General features: G+C 42.6%; 26 protein-coding genes. 13 read left to right on the top strand and 13 right to left on the bottom strand.

All coding sequences use genetic code 11. The annotated features are described in order from the left end of the window. Window positions 1-41 precede the first annotated feature (41 nt). From dapA to C5O00_RS10365, 7 genes are all read right to left on the bottom strand, one after another. Window positions 42-923 carry a 4-hydroxy-tetrahydrodipicolinate synthase gene (gene dapA, locus C5O00_RS10395; RefSeq protein ID WP_105216792.1) on the bottom strand — a complete coding sequence of 294 codons (882 nt, stop codon included), beginning with the start codon at window positions 921-923 and terminating at the stop codon, window positions 42-44. Next, on the bottom strand, window positions 920-1,438 hold the full coding sequence (locus C5O00_RS10390) for a DUF6913 domain-containing protein (protein ID WP_105216791.1): 519 nt from the start codon (window positions 1,436-1,438) through the stop codon (window positions 920-922). The genes dapA and C5O00_RS10390 overlap by 4 nt, the downstream gene beginning before the upstream one ends. A gap of 58 nt (window positions 1,439-1,496) precedes the next feature. Next, window positions 1,497-3,491: an NAD-dependent DNA ligase LigA gene (gene ligA / locus C5O00_RS10385; RefSeq protein ID WP_105216790.1), complete on the bottom strand. Its 1,995-nt coding sequence runs from the start codon at window positions 3,489-3,491 to the stop codon at window positions 1,497-1,499. A 105-nt stretch (window positions 3,492-3,596) separates the two neighbouring features. Further along, window positions 3,597-6,917: a fibronectin type III domain-containing protein gene (locus C5O00_RS10380; RefSeq protein WP_105216789.1), complete on the bottom strand. Its 3,321-nt coding sequence runs from the start codon at window positions 6,915-6,917 to the stop codon at window positions 3,597-3,599. A gap of 184 nt (window positions 6,918-7,101) precedes the next feature. Then, on the bottom strand, window positions 7,102-7,692 hold the full coding sequence (locus tag C5O00_RS10375; protein ID WP_105216788.1) for an LOG family protein: 591 nt from the start codon (window positions 7,690-7,692) through the stop codon (window positions 7,102-7,104). Between the two features lie 2 nt (window positions 7,693-7,694). Beyond that, window positions 7,695-8,534, bottom strand: coding sequence for a peptide chain release factor N(5)-glutamine methyltransferase (prmC, locus tag C5O00_RS10370; RefSeq protein ID WP_105216787.1), 840 nt, complete (start codon window positions 8,532-8,534; stop codon window positions 7,695-7,697). Between the two features lie 5 nt (window positions 8,535-8,539). Further along, a complete protein-coding gene (locus C5O00_RS10365) occupies window positions 8,540-9,019 on the bottom strand; it encodes a GNAT family N-acetyltransferase (protein ID WP_317046417.1) in 480 nt (159 codons plus the stop codon). 54 nt (window positions 9,020-9,073) lie between these two features. Here C5O00_RS10365 and ribD point away from each other — a divergent pair, with 54 nt between their 5' ends. Genes ribD through C5O00_RS10350 form a run of 3 tightly spaced genes read left to right on the top strand, consistent with a single transcriptional unit; the run spans window position 9,074 to window position 11,579 of the window. Then, on the top strand, window positions 9,074-10,099 hold the full coding sequence (gene ribD, locus C5O00_RS10360) for a bifunctional diaminohydroxyphosphoribosylaminopyrimidine deaminase/5-amino-6-(5-phosphoribosylamino)uracil reductase RibD (protein WP_244592974.1): 1,026 nt from the start codon (window positions 9,074-9,076) through the stop codon (window positions 10,097-10,099). Further along, window positions 10,096-10,968: a DMT family transporter gene (locus tag C5O00_RS10355; protein ID WP_105216784.1), complete on the top strand. Its 873-nt coding sequence runs from the start codon at window positions 10,096-10,098 to the stop codon at window positions 10,966-10,968. Before ribD ends, C5O00_RS10355 begins: the two co-directional genes overlap by 4 nt. After that, window positions 10,968-11,579 (top strand): IMPACT family protein, encoded by a 612-nt coding sequence (locus C5O00_RS10350; protein WP_105216783.1) that lies wholly within the window; start codon window positions 10,968-10,970, stop codon window positions 11,577-11,579. The genes C5O00_RS10355 and C5O00_RS10350 overlap by 1 nt, the downstream gene beginning before the upstream one ends. Here C5O00_RS10350 and C5O00_RS10345 read toward each other — a convergent pair whose 3' ends face one another. Beyond that, window positions 11,580-11,978, bottom strand: coding sequence for an acyl-CoA thioesterase (locus C5O00_RS10345; protein WP_105216782.1), 399 nt, complete (start codon window positions 11,976-11,978; stop codon window positions 11,580-11,582). 205 nt (window positions 11,979-12,183) lie between these two features. Between C5O00_RS10345 and dnaA the strand changes: the two genes are divergently transcribed. The 4 genes from dnaA to C5O00_RS10325 are packed head-to-tail and all read left to right on the top strand — an operon-like array spanning window position 12,184 to window position 16,272. Beyond that, entirely contained in the window at window positions 12,184-13,611 is a 1,428-nt protein-coding gene (dnaA, locus tag C5O00_RS10340; RefSeq protein ID WP_105216781.1) for a chromosomal replication initiator protein DnaA, read from the top strand. Window positions 13,612-13,645: 34 nt separating this feature from the next. Next, window positions 13,646-14,098 carry a low molecular weight protein-tyrosine-phosphatase gene (locus C5O00_RS10335; RefSeq protein ID WP_105216780.1) on the top strand — a complete coding sequence of 151 codons (453 nt, stop codon included), beginning with the start codon at window positions 13,646-13,648 and terminating at the stop codon, window positions 14,096-14,098. A gap of 57 nt (window positions 14,099-14,155) precedes the next feature. Next, window positions 14,156-15,556, top strand: coding sequence for a PQQ-dependent sugar dehydrogenase (locus tag C5O00_RS10330; RefSeq protein WP_105216779.1), 1,401 nt, complete (start codon window positions 14,156-14,158; stop codon window positions 15,554-15,556). Between the two features lie 2 nt (window positions 15,557-15,558). Further along, a complete protein-coding gene (locus tag C5O00_RS10325; RefSeq protein ID WP_105216778.1) occupies window positions 15,559-16,272 on the top strand; it encodes an SAM-dependent methyltransferase in 714 nt (237 codons plus the stop codon). A 4-nt stretch (window positions 16,273-16,276) separates the two neighbouring features. Here C5O00_RS10325 and C5O00_RS10320 read toward each other — a convergent pair whose 3' ends face one another. From C5O00_RS10320 to dapF, 4 genes are all read right to left on the bottom strand, one after another. Further along, complete coding sequence (locus C5O00_RS10320) at window positions 16,277-16,924, bottom strand: peptidoglycan-binding protein LysM (RefSeq protein WP_105216777.1); 648 nt, start codon at window positions 16,922-16,924, stop codon at window positions 16,277-16,279. 330 nt (window positions 16,925-17,254) lie between these two features. Further along, window positions 17,255-18,304: an endolytic transglycosylase MltG gene (gene mltG / locus C5O00_RS10315; RefSeq protein WP_105216776.1), complete on the bottom strand. Its 1,050-nt coding sequence runs from the start codon at window positions 18,302-18,304 to the stop codon at window positions 17,255-17,257. Further along, a complete protein-coding gene (locus C5O00_RS10310; RefSeq protein ID WP_105217642.1) occupies window positions 18,288-18,824 on the bottom strand; it encodes a GNAT family N-acetyltransferase in 537 nt (178 codons plus the stop codon). Before C5O00_RS10310 ends, mltG begins: the two co-directional genes overlap by 17 nt. After that, a complete protein-coding gene (gene dapF / locus C5O00_RS10305) occupies window positions 18,821-19,594 on the bottom strand; it encodes a diaminopimelate epimerase (RefSeq protein WP_105216775.1) in 774 nt (257 codons plus the stop codon). Before dapF ends, C5O00_RS10310 begins: the two co-directional genes overlap by 4 nt. A gap of 127 nt (window positions 19,595-19,721) precedes the next feature. Between dapF and C5O00_RS10300 the strand changes: the two genes are divergently transcribed. Further along, window positions 19,722-21,113: a trypsin-like peptidase domain-containing protein gene (locus C5O00_RS10300; protein WP_105216774.1), complete on the top strand. Its 1,392-nt coding sequence runs from the start codon at window positions 19,722-19,724 to the stop codon at window positions 21,111-21,113. Between the two features lie 133 nt (window positions 21,114-21,246). Beyond that, on the top strand, window positions 21,247-22,695 hold the full coding sequence (locus tag C5O00_RS10295; protein WP_105216773.1) for a glyceraldehyde-3-phosphate dehydrogenase: 1,449 nt from the start codon (window positions 21,247-21,249) through the stop codon (window positions 22,693-22,695). A gap of 3 nt (window positions 22,696-22,698) precedes the next feature. On the opposite strand, the gene C5O00_RS10290 is transcribed toward C5O00_RS10295, so the two are convergent. After that, a complete protein-coding gene (locus tag C5O00_RS10290) occupies window positions 22,699-24,111 on the bottom strand; it encodes a Gfo/Idh/MocA family oxidoreductase (protein WP_105216772.1) in 1,413 nt (470 codons plus the stop codon). A gap of 113 nt (window positions 24,112-24,224) precedes the next feature. On the opposite strand from C5O00_RS10290, the gene C5O00_RS10285 reads away from it, so the two are divergent. From C5O00_RS10285 to rplS, 4 genes are all read left to right on the top strand, one after another. Further along, window positions 24,225-24,665: a GNAT family N-acetyltransferase gene (locus C5O00_RS10285; RefSeq protein ID WP_105216771.1), complete on the top strand. Its 441-nt coding sequence runs from the start codon at window positions 24,225-24,227 to the stop codon at window positions 24,663-24,665. A 42-nt stretch (window positions 24,666-24,707) separates the two neighbouring features. Continuing rightward, window positions 24,708-25,202 carry a tetratricopeptide repeat protein gene (locus C5O00_RS10280; RefSeq protein WP_105216770.1) on the top strand — a complete coding sequence of 165 codons (495 nt, stop codon included), beginning with the start codon at window positions 24,708-24,710 and terminating at the stop codon, window positions 25,200-25,202. Continuing rightward, window positions 25,202-25,891: a tRNA (guanosine(37)-N1)-methyltransferase TrmD gene (gene trmD / locus C5O00_RS10275; RefSeq protein WP_105217641.1), complete on the top strand. Its 690-nt coding sequence runs from the start codon at window positions 25,202-25,204 to the stop codon at window positions 25,889-25,891. The genes C5O00_RS10280 and trmD overlap by 1 nt, the downstream gene beginning before the upstream one ends. 260 nt (window positions 25,892-26,151) lie before the next feature. Next, a complete protein-coding gene (gene rplS, locus C5O00_RS10270; protein WP_105216769.1) occupies window positions 26,152-26,502 on the top strand; it encodes a 50S ribosomal protein L19 in 351 nt (116 codons plus the stop codon). Window positions 26,503-26,900: the final 398 nt, after the last annotated feature.

Raw genomic sequence — 26,900 nt, 5'->3', positions numbered from 1 at the left:
TCGATACAGATTCGGATACAATTAACATTTAAGACGATGTGCTAAGAAGAAATCCCGCTCACAAAGGCGTTAATTTTAGACCTCAAACCATCGCTAACTCCCACCAATGGTAGCCTTAGCGTGTCTTCACAAATCTCAAGCGCCTTGAAAACCGCCTTTATTCCTGCCGGATTCCCTTCAGCAAAAATATGATCAATGATCGGCATTAGTTGATAGTGAATAGTATAGGCATCGGTGTGATTTCCATTGAGCCCATAATTCACCATATCGGAGAATTGCTTCGGAAATCCCTGTCCTATCACCGATATTACCCCCGATCCACCTGCCAAAACCATCGGTAAAGTGATCATATCATCCCCCGAGATAACCATGAATCCATCGGGAGTTGAATCTATCAACCGCATGGCTTGAATGATATCGTTGGCCGCCTCCTTTATTGCCACAATATTAGAGTGATCGTTTGCCAACCTCACAACTGTCTCGGGAAGCATATTGCTAGCCGTTCTACCGGGAACATTGTAAACTATGATAGGAGTATCTGTCGATTTGGCTATGGCCGAAAAATGCTGATAAATACCCTCTTGTGTTGGTTTATTATACATTGGGGAAACAGACAGGATAGCCGTAAATTTTGAAAGATCCCGCGCTTTTATCTCTTCGATCACAGCCTGGGTATTATTTCCTCCTATCCCAATAACCAATGGTAATCTTCCTGCATTGACATTTACAACCGTATCGATCACCAATTGTTTCTCTGCTTTGCTAAGTGTTACACTTTCTGCGGTGGTCCCCAATAGTACCAAATAATCGATCCCATTCTCGATCTGATAATTAACCACTCGTTCCAGGCCGGCAACATCAACCGATCGGTCCTCGGTAAACGGAGTGATCAAAGCGACACCTGTTCCTCTTAATTCGTTCATGATAGTTTGTTTAATACCTGTAGGTATTTTTTAAGTTCTTCTTTAAAATTATCAACATCTTTCGGATTTAACGCCATGATCAGGTCGAATAATCGCTCGTCACCCCCAGGAAATCCCACTTTAAAGGCTGCCTTACTGCGGGAAACCATCAAATCCATAAACTCATGTTTTCCCTTATAATAACCCACCAGTACGTCAAAAGGTTTTTCTAAAAATTCTACCGCGTTCTGGTTATTGATCTCGCCTTTCCACCCAAAATCCTTATTATTTATTTGATTCTGTCTCATTGACGGCAATTTCTTTTTCACTTCCTGAAACGAAAAAACCTTTACATCTTTGGGTTGTAACTTGTAGTCTAACGCAAAACCATCGAAAGCATCCAGGTCTGGAATAAGTGCTTCATCCACCAAAATTCCCAAGGTGGTCAACCTGGAGTTGATTCCGGTAGTATCCCTGTTAGTGAGGTTTTGATCGATCTTCTTTTTTAATGAACGTCGCTTTATTTTTTCAAACATTGATGCCATCAATTACCCTACAAAAATACATTATATAAGATGTATTACCTACCTCTATTTAGGAAATCATATCCAGAAATTCATCTTCAGAAATAATAGATATTCCTAAATCTTCGGCCTTTACTCGTTTACTGGGTCCCATGTTCTCACCCGCCACTACATAACTTGTTTTACCTGATATACTACCGGAAACCTTCCCGCCATTATCCTCGATCAGCTTCTTTAATTCGGTTCGAGAAACCTTCGAAAATACTCCGCTTACAACAAAAGAACTTCCCTGTAATTTATCTGTCTGGTTGGCAAGTTTCTCTGCCGATATTTCAAGTTGCAATCCGTAATTCTTTAAACGCCGGATTATCTGTTTATTTTCTTCTGAAGCGAAAAATCCTATAACACTTTGTGCTATTCGCTCTCCGATCTCGTCTACTTCTACTAATGCCTCTTCCGAAGCCTCCATAAGTGCATCAATGGATTTATAGTGTCTTGCCAGTTTCTTAGCAACCGTTTCCCCCACGTAGCGGATACCGAGGGCAAACAATACCCGTTCAAAAGGAATCTGCTTTGAGGCTATAATTCCGTTTACCAAGTTCTCCGCACTCTTCTCTGCCATTCTTTCTAAAGGGATCACCTGCTCCACTGTAAGCTCATAAAGATCGGCATAGTTGTTAATCAAGCCGTTATTTACCAGTAAAGCCACCGTCTCTCCTCCCAGCCCTTCAATATCCATTGCTTTTCTCGAAATAAAATGCTGGATCCGTCCAATGATCTGTGGCGGGCACCCTGATGTGTTCGGACAATAATGCTGGGCTTCACCCTCTTTACGCTCCAGCGGTGTGTTGCATTCTGGGCATAAACGGATATAGGCCGTTGGTTTACTGTCTGATTTACGTTTGGAGGTGTCAACCGCAGTGATCTTGGGGATGATCTCCCCTCCTTTTTCTACATAAACGGTGTCGCCTTCTCGTATATCCAATTTCGCTATCTGATCGGCATTGTGCAAGGAAGCCCTTTTTACAATGGTCCCGGCCAATTCTACCGGATCCAGATTTGCCACCGGGGTTATTGCACCCGTACGGCCAACCTGGTAGGTTATTTCATTCAGGACAGTGACAGCAGCTTCTGCCTTAAATTTATATGCTATAGCCCAGCGAGGTGCTTTGGCTGTATAACCCAATTCTTCCTGCTGTTGAAGATCGTTTACCTTTACCACTACCCCGTCAGTCTCATAAGGCAGATCATGACGGTGTACATCCCAGTAATTTATAAATTCGAGAACTTCATCAATATTGTTGCATAATTTTGCCACATCAGGCACCTTGAAACCCCATTGACGGGCCTTTTCCAGGCTCTCGAACTGGGTAGACACAGGAAGGCGATTCCCTTTTAAATTATATAACAGGCATTCAAGTGGACGCCTCGCAACCTCGGCACTATCTTGTAGCTTTAAACTACCTGAAGCTGTGTTCCTAGGATTTCTATAGGGTTCTTCTCCTATATCGATCCGCTCCAGATTCATTTTTTCGAAACCATCAAAAGGGAGTACGATCTCCCCCCTTATCTCGAATTTATCGGGGTAATCTCCTTGTAATTGTAAAGGCACCGATTTAATGGTCTTAACATTGGTGGTTACATCATCTCCCTGAAAACCATCACCTCTTGTCACAGCCCGTACTAATTTGCCTTTTTCGTATGTTAAGCTTATGGATGCACCGTCGTATTTAAGCTCACAGGTATACTTTATTTCCCCATCCACTAATTTCCCTATTCGCTTCTCCCAATCCAGCAGATCTTCCCTGGAATACGAATTATCCAATGAGTACATTCTGAATTCGTGCGTAACGGTATCAAAATTTTTGGTCACCTCCCCGCCTACTCGTACGGTAGGAGAATTGGCATCGTAATATTGAGGATGCGCAGCTTCCAATTCCTGAAGCAGTTTTAGCTTTTGATCAAATTCGTAATCGGAAATCACAGGCTGATCGAGCACGTAATACTTATAGTTATGCTCACGGAGCTCTTCGCGAAGTTGTTGAATTTGCTGTTCAGGATTCATGTAACAAATATAGAAATTGATTCGGCTTCCCAAACAGTAAGATGAGGGTAAAAATAAAAAAGGCCCCCGGAAAACCGGAGGCCATATTGAGCAATTAATATTGAATTATTTCTTTATGAATCGCTTGGTATGAGCAAGCCCTTCAGAAACAAAAGTGATAAAATACATTCCTGATGAATAATTAGAAACATCAAGGCTAAAGCTACTTAACGAAGGATCTAATTTTGCGATCAACGCTCCCGTTGCCGAATAAACCATGATCTCATCGAAGCTTCCTTGGAGAATTTCCACATTTAGCTGAGTATCTGCCGGATTTGGGAATAACTTGATGTTATCGCCTGCAATCTGAGCAAAGGTTCTGGCCGGAGATGTTTCGATCGGGATAAGCCCCGGGGTTGGAGTTCTAACATTATCTCCCGAAATTATAACCTGGTCGAAATAGATCTGATCATTGTTCACACTTGCATCATTTCGGAACCTAAACCTGTTATTCGCATTGAAATTATAGGTAGAAGAATCCAGAACAATAGTATCTGTAAAGAACGTATTATTGGTAAAATGTGTTCCTGTGATATACTGCCCGATCACCTGGTAGGAAGAACCGTCGTAAAATTCAACGAAGTAGTCTTCTCCGTTTTCCATTCCTCTCGCATAGGTGTGGAATTCGATCGTAACCTGCGTATTTCCACTAAGGTCCAGCGCCGGTGATACTGCATTCGAAGAATTAGAATTATCTCTAATCCTTATGGAGTAATTACCTTCGTAGGCTCTGGAAGCATTGTTGAAACGCACGCAGTCGCTACCACCGTCTATCCAGCCTTCAAGGCCGGTTTCGAAATAGTAACCTGCGATTACCCCTGGTCCACCACCGCCACCGGTAGTTGTAACGTTTTCGGTATTACTGAATGCCGAATTGTTACCGGCTGCATCAAAAGCACGAACCGTGAACGCGTAAGACGTCTGGGAAGTTAATCCCGTTACAGTAGCAGAGGTTGTGGTAACTGTACCTATACTTGATCCGTCCAGGAACACTTCATACCCTGTAACTCCTACGTTATCTGTTGAAGCATTCCAGGATAGGTCTGCGGTCGTATCGGTGACATTAGATGAAGTAAGGTTGGTAGGTGCAGTAGGAGGTGTAGTATCTCCACCGCCGCCGGTGCCAAGATTGATGGTATAATCTTCAACTTCTCCGTAAGTAAATGTTTCACAAGAGGTAGGAATACCATTGTATTTCATCGAAACCCTCATCCGTACAGAATTTCCAGACGTCCCACTTGGCACCGTAAAGGAACCGCTGTTGGGGGAGTTGGTATTGGCAGCTTGAGACCATACCAGTTCTCCTGCGTCGTCAAAATCCTGATCGTCATTATAATCTATCCACACCGCATAAGCTTCTGGATACACAGTTCCTGTCCAAACCGGAGTAACAGTCACAGTGTAATTCGCGCCTTCATTAAGGGTTGTGGAAATAGAGGTAAAGTCTGAATAAAACTGTGCCCCGGAAGTATTATCAATGGTATTGAGCTGTACTCTTCCTATGTACTCATCGCTTGTATTTGTACTGGCAGAGCTACAGTAAGAAGCCCCTAGCGTAGTAAACGAAGTGGTTGCATTACCCGATACATTACCCGCAGCGTCCTGTGCATTCACAGAAGCATTGTAGGCAGTGGACGGAGATAAACCAGTAACATTAAAGGAGGTGGTGGTAGAGGTACCTACCACATTACCGTCTATAGAAATATTGTATTGAGATACACCTACGTTATCGGTAGATGCGGTCCAGTTTAAAGTGGCACCGTTAGCAGACAGGTTACTGGCGGTAAGATTTGTAGGGTCGGTAGGGGCCTCGTTATCCGGTGGGCCTGCCTGTACCTGGAATTTACCAACTACACCTTTTCGTCCGCTGTTGAAATATTCGTTGATGAAATAAAAGGAGGAATCATCAGATGGATCTACGTCGATCTTACTGTAGTCTCCGTAACGGGTACCCGGGATGTTTCCATTACCGTTGGCAATAAGTCCTTCAGCAGAGGTCATTGTTCCCAATGGGTCCGAGCTTAATCTTCCAGTAAAATAAGAGCTCACTCTCACTGTCGAAGAGGTTGTAGGCCCCGACATGGAGGTATACCCCATCCCTATATTTCCTTGTCCGTCCATGGCTAAACTCGCGTTCCAGGCATGTCTGCCATCCGGAGCGGTATAGGTACCTTCCTGATACAAAGACCAGGGTTGATTGTCACCATTTTGCCTCAACTCCATCCATCTCACTCCTGCAAGTTCTCCCGAACCGGCATCGGTATCGACTACAAAATTGAACACAGCAGAATTGTGTGTGCCAAATTTTCTGAATTGTGCCTGGTTCATAATGGTCGCCTGCAATGCATCGATTGCCGAACCACCACCGGGCTGCGTTAGATTGGAAAAACTTCCATTGTCGAATACACTAATAAAAGATGTGGTATTGATTTGCTGTGCAGAAGAAACTGTAGAGTTACCCGGACTATTCCAGTCTACGTCGATCGTCCATAATTTAACATGATCTGTTGAGACACCACTCCAGGCATTATCCTGCATATAGACTACTGTGGCACCACCTGCAGCCGGTAAGTTATTATCGGTTACATTGAGAACCTGTGGACTAAAGAATCCGCTGGTCACTATACCGGGTAAATTAAAACCAAGAATTTGTGCTCCCGGATCACCTGCCAGCATAGCATCTCTTTCAAGGGCCCAAACCTTGTTAGAACTACTGGTGTTATCGGTTATGTAATAGCCATCACTCCATACCGAAAGTTTCTGATAATCGTTGATCGCAGAGATAGTGTAAACATTCCATCCTGCAGTTAAAGGATTTGGCCCGTCTGAAACGGCTATCTGTGCACCCGAGCCTAAGAAAGTTAGCACCCAACGATCGGCAGCATTGTCGTAGGAGACGGTGAGGTCGCAACAGCCACCCGATGGAAAAATTGCCGGATTGGGAGCTGTTTGTCCCTGAAGCTGATTCCCGGCCTTATCGTAAATAGCGAATCCTGTATTGAAAACCACAAATACGTGATTGGGTCCAATGGCCAACGATGGATCTGTAGGCTGAGAACTGGATGAATAAGCATCGAATACCAGACTTGCAGGCGCACGCGTAGCGCTTTGTTCCTGTTCATGCCTGTTTCGAACAAAATAATCGTCTTCTGTTTGAGGATCTTGCCCGGATGCGATCAGGTTGGCAATGGATCGTTTATCCTTAGCCTCACGCGGAGTGTCGTCCGGAGGTAAAAGATCTCCGGGACGAGAAAGCATTGAGGTTACATACTCTACCGAAGAAACAGTACCTATATAAGTAGGTGCAGATTCAGTGCTGATTTGGGCATTTCCAACGATTGGAAATACCATGATTAAGGAAAGAAGTAAAAGTTTTTTGAATTTCATTGTATAGGTTGTTATATGTTAATAATTCGTTAAATTACAATTATTGAACAAAAAATAATAAGGGAAAATCCTGAATTTTATTAGGCATTTTCCTTATGCATTGAAACTCAATCTTCTAGATAATTTTTTTTTTAGGAAAGTAGGATATCCTGCTTTAACAACACAAAATATCATTTACTTTGGATCAGGCTCTTTCGGTGTTTAGCCAGTGTGGTATTTCCGGGGCTTTAAATTGCACCATTTTATCCAGTAGCCTATTTGCTTCCGAATCTACAAGGAGCATTTCGTAATTCTCCATCGAAACAAAGCCTTTACGCACCATGTTTTCGAATAATTGCAGGAGGTCGTCGTAAAAACCATTTACATTAAGTAGCCCAATGGGTTTGCTATGCAGACCCAATTGAAGCCAGGTGAGTATTTCAAATAATTCCTCCAGGGTACCCAATCCTCCGGGCATTGCGATAAAACCATCACTCACCTCTTGCATTTTTAATTTGCGGTCATGCATATTGGTGGTAGTGATAAGCTGGGTAAGTCCCAGATGTACCACTTCTTTCTTCTTAAGGAATTCCGGTATGATTCCAATAACCTTACCATGCTGATCCAGTACCGACTGTGCAATACTTCCCATCACTCCTATCTTCGCTGCACCATACACTAAGGTGATCTCTCTTTCTGCAAGGAGTCTTCCCAACTGTTCCGCCGCTAAAGTGATCGCCACATCATTGCCGTCACTACTCCCACAGAATACACATATTTTTTCCAGTTTCATCATGCTTATAAGGTACAATTTACAAATCTATCCTTGCCTCTGAAATCACGGCGAACATCAATATTATGGAATCCCTCTTCGTCTAAGAGAGAGACCATCTCCTTACTAAGATACTCATTAATCTCGAAGAACAGAACCCCTTCTGGCTTTAAATGATGTGAAGCAAGTTTGCATATAGCACGATAAAATTTCAAAGGATCGTCCTCGCTAACGTAAAGGGCGGAGTCCGGCTCGTACAAAAGTACATTGTCATGCATCAACTTTTTTTCCTGTTCCCTCACATACGGAGGATTGGAAACAATAATATCATAATGGTCGGGTAAAGTAGTTACAGTAAGAATATCAGTTTGAAGAAAACTAACCTCAACCTCATTTAGATCTGCATTTTTCCGGGCAATATCAAGAGCTTTTTCAGAAATATCCAAAGCTGTAACTTCCGCCTCCGGGTTCATCCCGGCCAGCGCGATCGCGATGCACCCACTCCCCGTCCCAATATCGAGAATCTTTACTTTATTCCTTTTATCCTCAAGGATCCACTCCACCAATTCCTCGGTCTCCGGTCTGGGGATCAGCGTATCTTGATTTACAACAAATGGCAGCCCATAAAACTCGGTGGAACCAACTATATACTGTATGGGTTCGCTTCGTTTTAACCGCTCTATTGTGTTCTTGAATTTTATATTTATTTCTGAAGGGATTACTTCGGAAGCATTGAGCGATATATCCATTCGGGAATAGCCAAGCCAGGCCTGGGTAAGTATATTGAAAAAGGACTGTACTTCTTCCGAAGGATAGAAACCGGTAAGTTCGGTTTCAAAATAATTCTTGAGCTCGGCTAAAGTCATGTAATTTATAGCTGCTTTATCATGTGGGTCTGGCAGGCATAATGACCCGTATCACCCAATGGGCCGTCAATATATGTAAAGCCACTACGCTCGTACAACTTCTGTGCTGCGATCATATAGGGCATGGTTTCCAGATATACCTTCTCATAACCAAATTCTTTCGCTTTCTCGAGGCAGATCCGCATCATTTCGGTTCCCAGTCCTCTTCCCCTAGCCTCGATCGCGAAATACATTTTTTGCAGCTCACAAACGGGGCCATCGAAATTATCAAGTTGTGCGATCCCTGCACCTCCCAAGAGGGTTCCATTATCGTCTATTACGAAATAGGCCGATTTTTCCATCTGATACGCAGAATACATGTCGTCCAGAGCACTATCCGCATATGCACTACCAATCCTGGGGACTCCAAAATCGTCCAGGATAGATCTTATAAGTTCTGTTAACCGGGCATTATCCTGCTTTTCTATGGGGCGAATTACTGGCATTTCCATATAGTTTTTAACTTGTACTTTTGCGATGTGAAGTTACATGAAAAATTTATGTCGCGCTGTATCGAACTGGCCAAAAAAGGTCTTGGTTCCACCTACCCGAACCCTCTGGTGGGCAGTGTGATCGTTCATAACAACAGTATTATCGGGGAAGGATGGCATTACATGACCGGAGGCCCTCATGCCGAAGTTAATGCGCTCGCCAATGTTGCAGATCCTGCTTTATTACCCGAAGCCATTCTCTACGTGAATCTGGAACCTTGCAGCCACTTTGGTAAGACACCACCCTGTGCAGATTTAATAATCTCCAAAGGTTTGAAAACGGTAGTAATTGGAAGTAGTGACCCTAATCCCAAAGTTAGCGGCCAGGGCATTAATAAACTACGGGAAGCAGGATGCAACGTGATCTCAGGAGTCCTTGCTGAAGAATGCGACACACTCAATAAGCGCTTCTTTACCTTTCACAAATTACAAAGACCTTATATAATTTTGAAATGGGCTCAGTCTGCCGATAGATATCTCGCCCCGGCTACTCGCCCTAAGGAAAAGAAACCCGTATGGATCACCAATACGATCTCCCGCCAACTGGTGCATAAGATGAGAGCAGAGGAAGAGGCCATACTTGTGGGGACAACAACCGTAATTGATGACGATCCTAAATTAACCGTGCGAGACTGGGAAGGAAATTCTCCACTCCGTATCGTACTGGACCGCAGCCTCCGAATTCCGAAAGACGCAGCAGTGCTGAACACAGAAGCACCTACCCTGGTGATCACCGAAAATTTAAAAGAGAGTAAGGGAAATATCGATTTTGTTCACATAGATTTCGACCTTCCGATGGCTGGCCAAATATGCAAGTTGCTATTTAAAAGAGGAATTCAAAGCCTGATCGTAGAAGGAGGAAGCCAAACCTTGCAGACTTTTATCGATGAGGACCTTTGGGATGAAGCATTGGTTTTTCAGGGCCAGGTTAAATTTCATGAAGGTGTGTCCTCCCCTAAGTTTAATGCCGAATTAGTTTCAGAAAAAAAAATAAAGGAAGACCTTCTCTATCTTTATAAAAACAACTACTCTTGATCTACCTTATACTTAGCATACTTTCCTCTACAGTTATTTTTGTGACTTTTAAACTTTTCGACAGATTTAAAATAAACCGCTTTCATGCCATTGTGGTTAATTATATGGTGGCGGCGAGTTGTGGGCTATTAGCGTATAATGGTGTTGTATCAACAGGCGATATTATTGGTAAGGGATGGTTTCCCTTTACAGTTGCCCTTGGTATACTCTTCATTGTAATATTTAACCTGATGGCACTTACTACCCAGCGTAGTGGGCTTTCGGTGGTTTCGGTGGCGACAAAAATGAGCTTGGTCATTCCCATCGTATTCGGACTCGTATACTACAATGAGAGCCTGGGTTTTCTTAAATTAACAGGTATCATCCTCGCCTTATTTGCCGTGTACTTGGCTTCTTTAAAAACAAAGAAAGGACTAAAGATTGATAAGCGCAATTTGATATATCCTTTACTTGTATTTTTTGGCAGTGGAATAATCGATACCAGTTTGAAATATCTGGAAGATACGCATGTCGCCGAAAATGAGGTCGCTATCTTCTCCTCGACCATTTTCGCGGCAGCGGCAGTGGTAGGAATTCTTATTTTGACTTTCCAGGCATTAGGCAGGAAATTCGTTTTCGAATGGAAAAATGTGATCGGAGGGTTTCTTTTAGGAATTCCCAATTATTTCTCGGTATATTTTCTGGTTCATGCGCTCCGCAGTGATATATTGGAGAGTTCAGGGATCTTCACTGTAAATAATGTTGCGATAGTAATGACCTCTACTCTTGTTGGTATTTTGCTGTTTAAGGAAAAATTGATGCCGAAGAATTGGCTGGGTATATTATTGGCTGTGTTGAGTATCGTGCTTGTAACGTTTAATAGTTGGTAATGGCTTCGGAAAAGGACACCTATAAAACCGTGACGGCTCCTTCGGAGGAAATACTTTTTAAAGAAAAAGGAAGTAAATTCTACGGTTATGCATTTCCGGTCACTTCCGAAGAAGAAATCGGGGAAGCACTTGAAGTGCTTCGAAAACAACATTACGGAGCAAGACATCATTGTTATGCCTGGCAACTAGGATCACGCTATGAGCAATACAGGGTAAATGATGATGGAGAGCCTACTAACAGTGCAGGAGCGCCTATTTACGGCCAGATCCAGGCCTTCGACCTCACCAATGTACTGGTGGTGGTTGTACGGTATTTTGGAGGCACCAAACTAGGTGTAGGCGGATTGATCCAGGCATACAAAACAGCGGCTAAGATGGCACTGGATTCATCTCGTAAAGTAAAACGAACTATAGATCAACTATTTATTGTTCAATGCGACTATCCCGAAATGAACAGCGTGATGAGAATACTTAAATCTGAAAAATTGAAGATCGTGGATCAGAAAATGGAATTGAAATGTAGTTTTAAGATTTCGGTGCGTGAAAGGGATGCCGAAATTGTGTTTCAGAAGCTCAATAATCTACATAAAGTGAGTATAAAAAGAGAATAATTATTCCTTTAGTTTTTCCAGTAGATAATCGGGTGCGCGTTTCAACTTATTTGTTTGCATATCAACGAAAACCAAAGTTGTTGAAGCCGTCACCAAAAGTGCTCCCTCGGCATTGTGAATTTCGTAATCGAACTCTATCCGAACCGTAGGAAGTTTCTTCAATGTTGTGGTTATAAAAATCTCGTCATCATAACGAGCCGGAAGCTTGTAATCTATAACTAGTTTAATTACAGGGAGTTTGATGTTGTTTTCTTCCATCCAACGGTAGGAAAATCCAAGCTCACGAAGCCATTCGGTTCGTCCCTGCTCTAGATATTGTGCGTAATTTCCATAATAAACCACACCCATCTGATCGGTCTCTCCGTATCGCACTCTTAATTTTGTAATATTTTTTTTCACAAATAAAATGTCTGAAAGGGGGATATTTTTTGTAAGTTTATCTACGTAAAGGTATGCGAAAAAAAAAGTGAATATTCAATACCCATTGTATTTTTTTTTTCATTTTTTTGTTCACATATTTGCAGTGTTAAGATAATGTTACGAATCGCTCTTTTTTCGTCATTTTTCTTTCGCATAATTAACTAACTATACTTCAGCATTCACTATGAGCAAAACTGCGGAATCGGTTTGGAACAATTGTTTGTCCTTTATTGAAGATAACATCTCTTCACAAGCATACAAAACATGGTTCGAACCTATCAAAGCAGTAAAACTTACAGATAATGCCCTTAGTATACAAGTTCCCAGCAAATTTTTCTACGAGTGGCTGGAGGAGCATTATGTGAAATTATTGAAAGTTGCCCTTACCAAAGAATTAGGTACCAGCGCGAAATTGGTATATGTGATCAAGATGGAGAATACCTATGGTAACAAGCAACCTTTTACCGAAAAGATACCAAGTACCAATAGAAGTCAGGTTCAATCTCAGGAAGTAGATGTTCCATTAAAGAATAAGAGTCCGGAGTTAAAGAATCCGTTTGTAATCCCCGGGATCCGAAATGTAAAGATCGAATCTCAGTTAAATCCGGGTTATAACTTCGATAACTTTCTGGAAGGCGAATCGAACAGACTTGCACGCTCTGCGGGTATGGCCGTTGCAAACAAACCGGGAGGAACCTCTTTTAATCCGCTTTTGATATTTGGAGGCGTTGGTTTAGGTAAAACCCACCTGGCGCACGCGATTGGGGTTGAGATAAAAGATAAATATCCGGAGAAAACAGTTCTTTATATTTCTGCCGAAAAATTTACTCAGCAATATATAGAGTCTGTTAAAAAGAACAATAGAAACGATTTTATACATTTCTACCAGATCATAGATGTTCTTATTGTGGACGATATTCAGCTGCTTTCCGGGAAAGCCGGAACTCAGGATGTTTTCTTCCATATATTCAATCATTTACATCAGAATGGAAAACAGGTGATCTTAACAAGTGATAAGGCACCGGTAGATATGATCGATATTGAACAGCGACTTTTGTCTCGTTTTAAATGGGGGCTTTCTGCCGAACTAAACCATCCCGATTACGATACGCGGGTGGCGATCATTAAAAATAAGCTGTATAGAGATGGGGTTGAGATGCCGGAAGATATCATAGAATTCCTGGCTAACAACATAAAAACCAATATTCGAGAACTTGAAGGTGCTATCATTTCCCTTATTGCACATTCGTCCTTTAACAAGCGTGAGATCACTATCGATCTCGCCAAAAAGATCGTAGATAATTATGTGAAGCACACCAAGCGTGAGGTTTCCATTGATTATATTCAGAAGGTGGTGAGCGAATACTTTCAAATGGATGTGGATACGCTGCAATCTAAAACACGAAAACGACACATTGTTCAGGCCAGGCAACTCGCCATGTTCTTTGCCAAGAAATTTACCAAGGCTTCCTTGGCCTCTATCGGTTCCCAGATCGGTCAGCGTGATCATGCCACCGTTCTTCACGCCTGTAAGACGGTAGACAACCTTTCGAGTACCGATAAGCAATTCAGAAAGTATGTGGAAGATCTGAATAAGAAATTAACCTTATAGTACAATCCCGCCACAGCGGGATTTTTTATTTATAATGAAAACAAAAGTATTGATGGTATGCCTCGGCAATATTTGCCGATCTCCCCTCGCAGAAGGTATTTTAAGGTCTAAGGTAGATCCCAATAAGGTAACTGTATACTCTGCAGGCACTGGTGGATGGCATGTGGGCGAACAACCGGACCCCCGAAGTATAGAAGTAGCCAGGAAATACGGCCTGGACATTACGTATCAGCGTGGAAGAAAATTCTCGGCTTACGATTTCGAAACTTACGATCATATTTTTGTAATGGACAACTCCAACTACCGAGATGTAACAAGCCTGGCAAAAAATGAAGCCGAAATTGCGAAAGTCCAACTCATCCTGGATGAGATCTTCCCCAATGAGAATGTGGATGTCCCCGATCCTTATTACGGCGGAGCTTTCGGTTTTGAGAATGTCTACAAAATGCTGGATGAGGCCTGCGATAAAATAGCCGCGCGCTTATAACTTTTTTATTCCTTCGTATTTCGTTACTTTAGTAGTGCATCAAAAAAAAATGTTACTATGAAAAATGTTATCCCCGTCCTGCTATGCCTTTTGTTTCCTATCTACGCATCGGCACAACAAATTGAAATTGAACAATTTAACATTGGTGGATCGTTTGACCAACCGGTAGATCTACAAAATGCCGGGGACGATAGACTCTTTGTTGTAGAGAAGGCCGGTATCATCAAGATCCTGAATTCAGACGGTAGTATAAACGCAACGCCTTTCCTTGATATTAATTCCATAGTGATCAACCCTACCGGGGTAAATGACGAACGGGGATTACTTGGCCTGGCATTTCACCCGGATTATACAAACAACGGATACTTTTATGTTTACTATATCGATAATGGTGGCGACACCCAGGTATCGAGGTTCTCTGTAAATGCAGGAAACCCGGATACGGCCGATCCCGGATCGGAATTTCCAATAATTGATTTTATTCAGCCATTCTCAAATCACAATGGAGGTTCCCTGGCATTCGGACCAGACGGTTATCTATATATCGCCTCCGGTGATGGGGGAAGTGCCGGTGATCCCGGAGACAGGGCACAAAACACCCAACTCCTTCTGGGGAAATTATTACGAATAGACGTAGACAATCCGGGCGGTGGAAATAATTACGGCATTCCCGGCGATAATCCTTTTGCAGGTAGCCCTACCGAGGCAGAGGAGATCTGGGCTTATGGTCTTCGAAACCCTTGGAAATTCTCCTTCGATAGTACGACGGACGATCTGTGGATTGGTGATGTTGGCCAGGGAGATGTGGAAGAAATTAATAAACAACCCTCAACCACAGCCGGCCTGAATTACGGCTGGAGATGCTATGAAGGATCGGCTCCTTATAACACTACCGGTTGCCCTCCTCCTGGCAATCTAACCTTTCCGGAAGCCGAATATTCGTCCAGCAGTGGAAGTGGAAACTGTTCTGTTACCGGTGGCTATGTATATCGTGGCAGCTTGTGGCCAGCACTTCAAGGTCTATATTTTGCCGCCGATGTTTGCAGTGGTAAACTATTTACGGTAGACCCTGCCGGCACGCTGGTGGACCTGGGTGGATATGGTGGAAGCTGGGTGTCTTTTGGAGTGGATAACAACGATGAACTTTTTGTAGTAGATATCTCCGGAAACATCTACCGCATCGTTGATGCGAGCATTGCAGGGGTAAACGATAATCAAGCCGGTGGATTCCATATGGTACCGAATCCCGCTTCGGAAACCATTTCAGTTCAAATTGAGAATGCATCTATACAATCTGTGCAAGTGATGAATATTTCAGGACGTATGATAATTTCTGAAGACCAGATTGGCAATACTCGCTTCGAGTTGAATGTATCGCATCTTCAGCAAGGCCTCTACCTCGTAAGCTTGTTTACAGAAGATGGGAGACAACTTGTACAAAAATTGGTGATTCGGTAATTATGGTTTCTGAAAAGGGAAATCTATATCTAATACCGTGTACCTTAGGTGAAACTCCACCTCTTGAAGTCTTGCCTCTACTGGTGAAAAAGGCAGTTGAAGAGATAGACTACTATGTGGTGGAGCATGAAAAGAATGCCCGCAGGTTCATAAAAAGTATTTCGCCTCGTAAATCACAACCCGACTTACAATTTAAACTCATCAATAAATACACCGACGAATCTGAGATTCCTGATATGCTGGCGCCATGTCATGAAGGGCTGGACGTTGGGGTGATAAGTGATGCCGGGTGTCCCGGGATAGCCGACCCCGGTGCCGCCGTGGTAGAGGAAGCCCATAAGCAGGGAATAAAAGTGGTGCCCCTTGTAGGGCCTTCAAGTATACTAATGGCAATGATGGCAAGTGGTTTTAATGGTCAGAATTTCGCATTCAACGGCTACCTTCCCATTGATAAACGAGAGCGACGAAAAGAAATTAAACGACTTGAAAGACTTTCGGAAGAATATAACCAGTCCCAGTTATTTATTGAAACTCCGTATCGAAATAACCAGCTTCTGGAGAGTATATTAAGCACAGTTCAGGGGAATACCAGAATTTGTGTGGCCTGCGATATTAGTCTGCCGGATGAATTTATTCTCACATTGACAGCAGACGAATGGAAACAAAAAAAGGTGGATCTCAATAAGAGACCCACCCTGTTCATAATCCATAAATAACTAACTATAAAACTTTCGCCTGTTTGTCGGCTTCGATCCAGGAAGTATCGTATCCTGAAAATTTCTTCAAGTAGTAACGAATCGATGTGCCAAAAGCATCACTAAAACCTATTTCGCCGCCACTGCGAAGGAATTTCTTCACATTCCCGGCACCAGCGAGGTGCGCTGCAGCAAGGATCCCCGATTCGGTGATCTTCACTCCTCCTATGGTACGCCCAACATATCTATCGATATCTCGACGTAAGATCCATTTATTTCGTGAGGCATAGGCAGTAAAAGCGTCTTCCTGCAATTTGGTGTCGTTTAAGAAACGATCGGAATTATAGATACCAATCATATTGAGAGTCCCTTTCCCAAATTGATATTTGCCCATATAACCATATTCGTTTATGATCTTATAGTTGTTTCGGGATTCTTTAAAGCCTAAAGCTTCTTTAAATCCTACATAGGTCTTTCCTAAAAAGAGGTTGTAATTAACCTCTTGATTTTTTAGTTCAAATTTTGCTTCTGCTTCTGTTGGAACTGTGAAGAACAATTCCATACCCTCCGTATTGAAATAGGAAGTAGCCGCCTTTTTCTTAAACGAAAAGGTCGAGAAAGCTCCCAGGATTACGGTAACTAATAAACTAAATCGCAATAACTTACGCTTCATTCTTTTTAGCTTTCGATACGTAATTTCTTACTTATCTAATTTCAGCCTGCAAATATACGACCGAATCGACAAACTTTATTTGACGACTGTTAATGTTTGTTAAGAGTACTTTTTGTGGGAATTTTCAACAAATCAGCTTTTTTCAATAATATTTGTAAAATTAGCATCGAATAGGGTGTGAAATTGATAATATGCTCAAAAACAATGAACTATCTTATTAACAATGCAATGTTGTTAAACTGTAAAATTTAACAGTTCATTTACTAAATAAATCGGTCTGCCGACGAAAAAACGGCTAAAACACACAATGGTTCAAATATTTAAAGAGAATTATCTGTTCACCCCCTGTGCATTGATCCAGCGAACATACTCCGCTCTGTTCCTGTTATGTTGTGCCAGGGTTTTTGCGAATTTGTGATAGCCCGGGTTAGAAACATTGGCTACCATATATAAATAATCGTGAGTCTCATAATCGAGAACTGCATTGATCGACGAGATGTCCGGCATGCTGATAGGGCCCGGAGGAACGCCAGTATATTTATAGGTATTATAAGGAGAATCCAGTTCAAGGTCGCGGTATAAAACCCGCTTTATCACCTGCTCAAAATCATTTTCCAATTTCTTCTTTGCATATATCACCGTTGGATCTGCCTGCAATAACATTCCTTTCTTTATCCTATTTAAATACAATCCGGCTACTCTTGGCCTCTCATCCACCTTTGCGGTTTCTTTCTGAACTATAGCCGCAAGTGAGATCACCTGGATGGGGCTTAGCCCAAGTTGCTGCGCCTTATCGAGCCTAGACTCATTCCAGAACCTATCATACTCTGTTTTCATGCGATCGCAAAATTCGGTTGCGGAGGTATTCCAGTAGAATTCGTAAGTATTAGGCAGATATATGGATAGCGCTGTATCTGGGTTTAAATCGTTTTTAATTAGAAACTCGCGGTCCAGCATTGCGTTGAGCAATGATATACTATCTGCTTCGATCTGTCGGGCTACTGCACCTGCAAGTTCTTCCAGCCTTTCCTGGTTATTGAATTTTACCCGCACCGGGACATTATTACTGCGGATGGTGTTTATAATATCGTTATTATTCATACCCTTTGTGATAATATAGTGCCCGGGTTTGATATTTGCCGGATAACCTTTACGATTCGCGACTGCCTCGAATGAAATATCGTCTTTTAGCAAGGGACGCAGCTCCTCCATAACATCGGCGAAGGTGGCATCGGTAGGTATATATACGTGAGCCTCATTGTTTGTGAAGGCTGTGTTAGGAGCCAGTACGGCGCTATAAACAAACCATGCAAAGATAGCCATGGCAACCAGGCCGAGAATAAGTACCGACCAAATAACTCGTTTAAGATTCTTCTTCATGTATCAATTGATAAAGTAGTTCACTTTTAAAGCCCTTAGCCGCGGTTAGCCAGTCCTTTTTAGTTCCGGAAAGTGTATAGCCTAGTTTTTCAAACAGTTGTATACTAACGTTGTTATCTTCAGAAATATTGGCATACAACTGATGTACTTTTAAATGTGTAAAGGCGTACTTCGAGATAAGTTGTAAAGCTTCGGAAGCATATCCTTTGTTTCTATCTGTTTCAGAAAAAATTACTATTCCCACTCCAACCCTGCGATGCTTAGGCTCGAAATCGAAAAGATCCACAAAACCAATAGCCTTTTTGTCTGTAGACGTACAAATTACCAGTCGTAACTGTTTTACATCGTAGATGTCCCTGTGCGCATTATCAAGATATTGTTTCAGTACATATTTTGAATATGGCGTACTGGTATTACTTACCTCCCACACACTTTCGTCATTCTCCAGTTTATAAAGAAAATCAAGGTCTGAATGTTCCAGAGCCCTTAACAATATTATTTCTCCTTGTAAGGTCTTCATGCCCATTCGCCTTTATAGACCTGTACCGCCGGCCCGATTAAATATATATCTGTATATCCATTTTCTTTTTTGCTGAATTTCACTTTGAGATCGCCACCAGGTGTTCTCAGGCTCACTTCGTTGGCCGAAGTTTCACCGGTCGCATGCATTGCCAGAGCGACTGCCGTAACCCCGGTGCCACAGGAAAGTGTTTCGTCTTCCACACCTCTTTCGTAGGTTCGGACAGAAAAGGCCGAATCTCCCTCTTTTTGAACAAAATTTACATTAGCCCCGGCCTCTCCATAGACCTGATTTCGAATACGTCTGCCTTCTTGAAAGACGTTAAATTCTGACAAATCGTCCACCATACTGACATGATGCGGTGAGCCCGTATCAAGAAAAACAAAATCGTTGTTTATGATTACTTCTCTTACATCATTCATATGGAGTGAAACAACCTTATTTTCTACAGTAGCTTCGTGCATGCCATCCACAGCTTCAAAAACCGCCGAATTTTCAATTATACCAAGACTTTTAGCAAAATGAGCAATACAACGGCCGCCATTTCCACACATAGAACTCAACTTTCCATCGGAGTTATAATACACCATTCGGAAATCGGCTTGCGCATGATGCTCCAGTAAAATAAGGCCATCCGCCCCAATGCCAAATTTTCTGTCACACATAAGGGCGACTTGTTTGGTATTATTTTTGGGGAAAATATCGAGACGATTATCTATGATTATAAAATCGTTGCCCGTTCCCTGATATTTATAGAATTCTATGGCCATATGGGCAAAGGTATAAAAAGCGAATTCTTTTGTAATACAAGGGAGCGTGTTAAATGGACGTTAAAAATGAAATGTTGAAAAAATATTTCAGTCTTATAATTGTTAACCATTATAAATGTATGCGCATATGAAACAAACAGTTCGATTATTTACCGTAGCGCTCATTGCAGGCGCTGTAACGCTTGGGGGTTATAAATTGTTAGAGAAAGATGATCCCGTAGTGTTGGCCGCTCCTCAGGAAGAAACTTCATTTATTCCAACAAACTATACCACTAATCTTAGTGAAACCAACATCGATTTCACAGAGGCAGCGGAGAAAACTGTTCACGCGGTTGTTCACGTAAAGAATACCACCATAAGTCGACAACCAACCAATATTATGGAATACTTCTATGGAGGAGGTGAACCAAGGGCGATGGTAGGAGCCGGAAGTGGCGTGATCATAACCCCTGATGGATATATAGTAACTAACAATCACGTGATCGCCAATGCGGCACAATTGGAAGTTACCTTAAATAACAACAGAACATATGAGGCTAAATTGATAGGTACCGATGCAAAGAGTGATATCGCCCTCATCAAGATCGATTCTGAAGAGAAATTACCCTTTGTTCCCTTTGGAGATTCTAACGAATTAAAGATCGGTGAATGGGTTCTGGCAGTTGGAAATCCTTTCAATTTAACTTCTACTGTAACTGCAGGAATTGTGAGTGCCAAGGCTAGAGATCTTAACGAATTTGACAGTAATCCACAATCATTTATACAAACAGATGCAGCGGTGAACCGCGGTAACAGTGGTGGTGCGCTGGTGAACATACGTGGAGAACTGGTAGGTATCAATACAGCCATAACTTCCGAAACAGGCTCGTACGTTGGATACTCGTTTGCAGTACCTTCCAATAATACTCGAAAGATCATTGAAGATATCATGGAATACGGTGATGTGCAACGAGGTATCCTTGGAATACAGGGTAGAACGTTAAACTCGAATATAGCACAGCAGTTAGGCCTTAGTGAAACGGAAGGAGTGATTGTTGGTGGCATAGAAGATGGAAGTGGTGCTGCCAAGAGTGGAATAAAGGAAGGAGATATAATAAAAGGCCTCGACGGATACAAGGTTGGTAAATTTTCGGACCTGGCAGGTTATTTAGGATCGAAACGTCCTAATGATGTAGTAGATGTCACTATTATTCGAAACGGGAAAGAAAAGGTGGTGCCTGTAACACTAATTAAACTGGAAACAGTAGAACTTGAAGACCTGGGATTGGAATTGCGTAATGCCAATAGTGAGGATCTGCGTAGATATGGTGTGACTGGTGGCGTAAAAGTAAATCGTGCACTTACCAGGGATATGCAGCGCTACGATCTTGCAGGTATTTTAATCACCAAGATCAACGATGAACCGGTAAATAACGTGGACGATGTTAAACGCGTAATGAACAGACGAAAAGCGGGAGACGACATTAAACTTACCTTCCTGGATCGCGATGGTGACCAGAACACATTTATCTTCAGGTAAGCTATTTTTACCTAAGATTTATACCCCTTCGAGAGACTTTTTCGAAGGGGTATTTATTTTTATAAATATCCTTTACGAAAACGTTTGAATTCTATACTTTTGCAGCAAATTTCAAATCCTAAATAAAGCACCCATGAGTTTTGACGAAGTCTATGAAAAAGAACTGTCTTTTCAAACCGATCGCCGCAAGGCAACTGTCGAATTTATCAAGATCGTAAGTGATCTGTGGTACGACCGCTCCATAGAGTTGGTTCTCTTCAGAAATCAGCTTATTGACCGCAACGTTAGCGAGATCCTGAACCTGCATGAATACGCTGGAGAATTTGTGCAAAAGCCAATTTCAATATTCGATTCGGTAGAGATCGCTCAGGCCATCCGCACACTTAACCTCCCTCCTGCGAAACTCGATATTGGAAAACTCACCTACGAATACCACCTGGAAGATAACCAATACGAAGACGCCATGGCGTTTGTAAGCAATAAACTGAAGGACGCTAAGGAATCGGAAAATTTAGTTCCCAAGGATGTGATTCTATACGGGTTTGGCCGGATTGGTCGTCTCCTCGCAAGGGAATTGATGACCCGTACCGGGCAGGGAAACCAAATGCGATTGCGCGCCATTGTTACCAGAGGAACTGTAGACCAAACTGTTCTTGAGAAAAGAGCTTCATTGTTACAGCACGATTCTGTTCACGGTGATTTTCCGGGTACAGTTAGAGCGGATGTTGAAAACGAGGCGCTCATAATTAACGGTACCACGGTACATATGATCACCGCCAATGCCCCGGAGGATATAGACTATACCCCTTATGGGATAGAAGATGCTCTGGTTATAGATAATACGGGGGCTTTCAGAGATAAAGAAGCGTTGAGCCGCCATATGCAATCGAAAGGGGTCTCTAAGGTGTTATTAACAGCGCCGGGAAAAGGAATTCCTAATATCGTTCATGGAGTGAACCACCGCGAATACAATCCTGCAGAAGTGGATATATTTTCAGCTGCCTCATGTACTACCAATGCCATCACTCCGGTTTTAAAAGCGATCGAGGATTCTTTTGGGGTGGTACAGGGACATCTTGAAACCATCCATGCATATACCAACGACCAGAACCTGGTGGATAATATGCACAAAAAATACAGACGTGGTCGAGCAGCGGCTTTGAACATGGTGATCACAGAAACTGGTGCTGGAAGTGCAGTTTCGAAGGCACTACCATCCTTTGAAGGAAAACTCACCTCTAATGCCATCAGGGTTCCGGTGCCAAATGGATCTCTTGCTATCCTGAAACTGGAACTTGAGAACAAAACTTCCAAAGACGGTCTTAACACCATCATGAAGAAATACGCCCTGGAAGGCGACCTGGTAGAGCAGATAAAATACTCCCTGAATAACGAACTTGTTTCCTCGGATATCGTAGGTTCTTCAGCGCCGTCTATTTTCGACAGCAATGCAACCATAGTGGCGAATGACGGAAAGAATGTTGTGCTATACGTTTGGTACGATAACGAGTATGGCTATAGTCATCAGGTAATTAGGCTTGCCAAGTACATCTCGAAGGTTAGAAGGTACACCTATTATTAGTGGTTATAACTGCCAGCCTTCACGGTATTCACGTTTAACCCAGTTGTTGGCATGATCGTAATTTGTTACTTTCATTGCCTCACCATCCCATAAAATAGTGCGGCGTCCCGGATAATTGTAGGGATCCCAATCTCCGTGTTTCTTGCCTTCTTTCAGGGTTTTATACTGGAAGGCTTTAATAGCGAGATTTCCCATAAGTACTGCCTCGGTTAACGGACCACCATAACTGAAGGGAGATGAAGTTTCGCCACCATTTATACAGGCATTTACCCATTCTCCTGCATGGTCTGTCTCCACGCGTTTTATACTTGGATCGGGTGGAGTGAAATCCAGCATTCGAGTAGATGGTAGTAATCTTGGGTTGCGAGAATAGGTATCGGTGATCATTATGCCATCGCTACCGTGAAAAATACTTCCCCCGCCCTGGCCTCCAGGCTCTTCTCCATCGCCAAGTTCTGCCGGCAGGTCCGGCATGATACCTCCATCGTACCAGTTAAGAGATACATCGCCATGAACTTTTGTATCGAACTTCAATCGCACTATAGATGAGGGTGGACAAGCTTCAGAATAATCGGCTTCTACAAAATCGCCAGACCAAATAGTTGTACAACTTGCTTCAGCCTCGTATGGGAATCTTAGCCCTAATGTTTTAAACGGTGTTTCCATTATATGACAACCCATATCACCCATGGCCCCGGTTCCAAAGTCCCACCAGCCTCTCCATTTGAAAGGCAGATAGGCAGAATTATATGGCCTCATTGAAGCAGGGCCGAGCCATAGATCCCAGCTTAGCGTTTCGGGAACAGGCTCGCCTGTGGTTATTTTTTTGAAGCCTTGCGGCCATACCGGCCTGTTGGTCCAGCAGTCTACCCTGTGAACTTTTCCAATAACACCGGCATCTATCCATTCCTGTGCCGTACGGATACCATCTCCAGATGCACCCTGATTTCCCATTTGTGTAGTAATCCCCATCTCCTTGGCTGTAGTTGCCATAAGCCTTGCTTCATAAATATTGTGCGTAAGAGGTTTTTCAACATAGGCATGTTTCTTTTCTTTCATAAAAGGTAAGGCAATCGACGCATGGGTGTGATCTGGAGTTGCTACCATCACCGCGTCCATGTCTTTCAGGTGATTGTCGTACACCTTTCTGAAATCTTTATACCTCTTAACATCGGGATGATTGGCAAAGGTGGTGCCTGCTCGCTTCATATCCACATCGCACAAAGCCACGAATTTAACTTTCCCGCTCTTAAACAGCTCGTTAACCACTCCTCCCCCTCGTCCGCCTACACCAATTCCCGCTACGTAAAGGGTGTCACTGGGTGGTACGTGAGTTCCGCCCAGAACAAAACTAGGCACGATAGTAAAAGCAGCACCGGCTGCCGCCGATTTTTTAAGGAAAGATCTCCGTTTCATTATTGATTAGTTTTTGAATTGACGCTTAAAGATAAGAAAAGGATTTTTCTATTTTCTACTGAATTGTATTACCCTTATTTATCATTAACTTACTTGCTTAAAATGTCATTTAAATGAAAATAAGAACCGCCAAGACAGAGGATCTTGAGTTACTAAGTCCGTTGTTCGATAGTTACCGGGTATTCTATAAAAGAGAAAGTGATCTAAAGGCTGCTCGCGAATTTCTTGCACAACGCTTTGCAAAGGAAGATTCGGTGGTCTTTCTCGCGCTTTCTGAAGACGGTGACGGTTTGGGGTTTACTCAACTTTACCCGTTGTTTTCTTCGGTTAGCATGCAGCCTGTTTACGTATTGAACGACCTGTTTGTTCATGAGTCGGCGCGTGGACAAGGCGTTGGTGGTGCTCTGATGAAGCATGCCATGGAATTTGCCAGAGCAAAAAACTGCAGAGGATTAACTCTGGAAACGGGAATCGAAAATCCTGCCAGGCACTTGTACGAACGTTTAGGATTTAAAAAGGATACCGAGGTATTTCATTATACCTGGGAGATATAAATTAAAGTATTTGACGTATTTTTATGCTTTAATAAATATACTATGGATCACTTAACCAAACTAGAGGAATTGCTCGATCAGGCCAACCTTGATATTAAGGATGGACGCTACGATGAAGCCACCAATAAACTGGAAAAAATCCTGGATATGGATCCTAATTTCGGGAAGGCATATAATCACCTGGGTTATTTATACGAAGTGAAATTCAAGGAATACGAAAAAGGCGAAACGCTCTATAAGCTTTGCCTGGAAAAAAGTCCGATGTATCCTGCGGTGTATTATAACTACTCAATTTTATTGTCCACTTTGGGCAAATGGGATGAACTAAAAGAGTTACTTGACAAGGCTATCAATATCCCCGGGATCACCAAATCCACGATCTGGAACGAGTACGGGATCATGTTTGAGCAACAGGGAAAACTGGATGAGGCGATAGAGCATTACCGAAAGGCAGCTTTAGGCACTCTGGACAAATCTGTGTTGGAGAGAGCAAAAGGATCTATAGACCGATGCAAGATGAAAAAAGAATTGATGTAATGCGGATTGATATCATTACTGTACTACCCGAATTATTACAAAGCCCTTTTGAGGCATCCATTTTGAAACGAGCCATAGACAAAGGGCTCGTTTCTGTATACACTCACAATCTTAGGGATTTTGCCACCAATACATACAAGCAGGTGGACGATTACCAGTTTGGAGGGGGAGCCGGGATGGTGCTGATGATAGAGCCTATAGACAAATGCATAAGCAAACTAAAGAAGGAACGAGATTATGACGAGGTGATCTATCTTACTCCTGATGGGGAGACCTTTAACCAGGGAATCGCCAACGAACTGTCTTTAAAAGGAAACATCATTCTGTTATGTGGCCATTACAAAGGAGTAGACCAAAGAGTTCGGGATCATTTCATTACGCGCGAGATCTCTGTGGGGGATTTTGTTTTGAGTGGAGGGGAGTTAGCGGCAGCTGTTGTTAGCGATGCTGTGATCCGGTTGCTTCCCGGAGTTCTGGGGAATGAGACCAGCGCTCTTACAGATTCCTTTCAGGATGATATACTAGCACCGCCAATATATACACGCCCGGCCGATTACAAAGGATGGAAAGTTCCGGAGATACTTACCAGTGGACATACCGCAAAAATCGAATCATGGAGGGAAGAGCAGGCCTTGAAGAATACTAAAGAAAAGCGTCCCGATCTCCTGGACGACGAGGACCTGCGTTAGGGATTGAAGCAGGCTACCCCGCCCAGCCCTTGATAAAGGGCAGGCGTGTAGCGCGGAAAGCCCGACCCTGAAGTAGTCGTGAAGTGAGCTTCGCTCTACTTCACCGGCACTACAGGGAAACGCCCAAAATATTCTCCATAAATATTTTGCGTAAAAAATTGCTCGAAATTGAGAAAACCGTATATTTGCAGCCGATTTACTTCAACCTCTGGCGAGAACCGTGAATGTTGTTTTAAACAAAACCATTAATAAGAATTACAATGGAAAGCTTAGTAAAATTTGTTCAGGACGAATTTGTAACTAAAAAAGAATTCCCCAAGTTTAGTGCGGGTGATAGTATTACTGTGTATTATGAGATCCGTGAAGGTGACAAGAAAAGAACTCAGTTCTTTAAAGGAACTGTGATCCAGATAAAAGGAACAGGTACATCGCAAACATTCACCATCCGTAAAATGTCCGGAACAGTTGGAGTGGAAAGAATTTTCCCAATGAATCTTCCGGCTTTACAGAAGATCGAAGTAAATAAAGTAGGTAGTGTTCGTAGAAAACGTATCTATTACTTCAGAGGACTTACCGGTAAGAAGGCAAGAATTCGAGAAAAAAGAAGCTAATAATAGCTTCCATCCCCATAAATTAAAGGCCTCCAAATTGGAGGCCTTTGTTATGAACAAATGTTAATAACCCCGGTTCATATTTTGTTGATACAAAGGAGGTTATTTTTCTTGCTTATTTCATTTTCTATATTACATTTGAAATATCAATGTGATGCAAATCGCATGATAAACATAAAGTAACGTTCTTTATATCTTTTGTTGAATTGTTTGAGGCGCTGACGACCGCAAGGAAGGTCAGGCTGAGATTCGGTAAAAGTTAGGGTATTGTTTTAAGAGGCCGGACGAACTTGTTTCGGAAAGCCGTTGACGAAAACAGTCTCATTGAAACAGGTCACAACTGCGAGGGTATAATAAACTCGCTTCGATTCGCCTTCGGCGAATAGTTGGTAACGATG

The sequence above is a fragment of the Pukyongia salina genome (assembly GCF_002966125.1).
Classification (GTDB): domain Bacteria; phylum Bacteroidota; class Bacteroidia; order Flavobacteriales; family Flavobacteriaceae; genus Pukyongia; species Pukyongia salina.
Note: the sequence above shows the minus strand (reverse complement) of the source record. Positions and strands in the feature narration are given on the sequence as shown.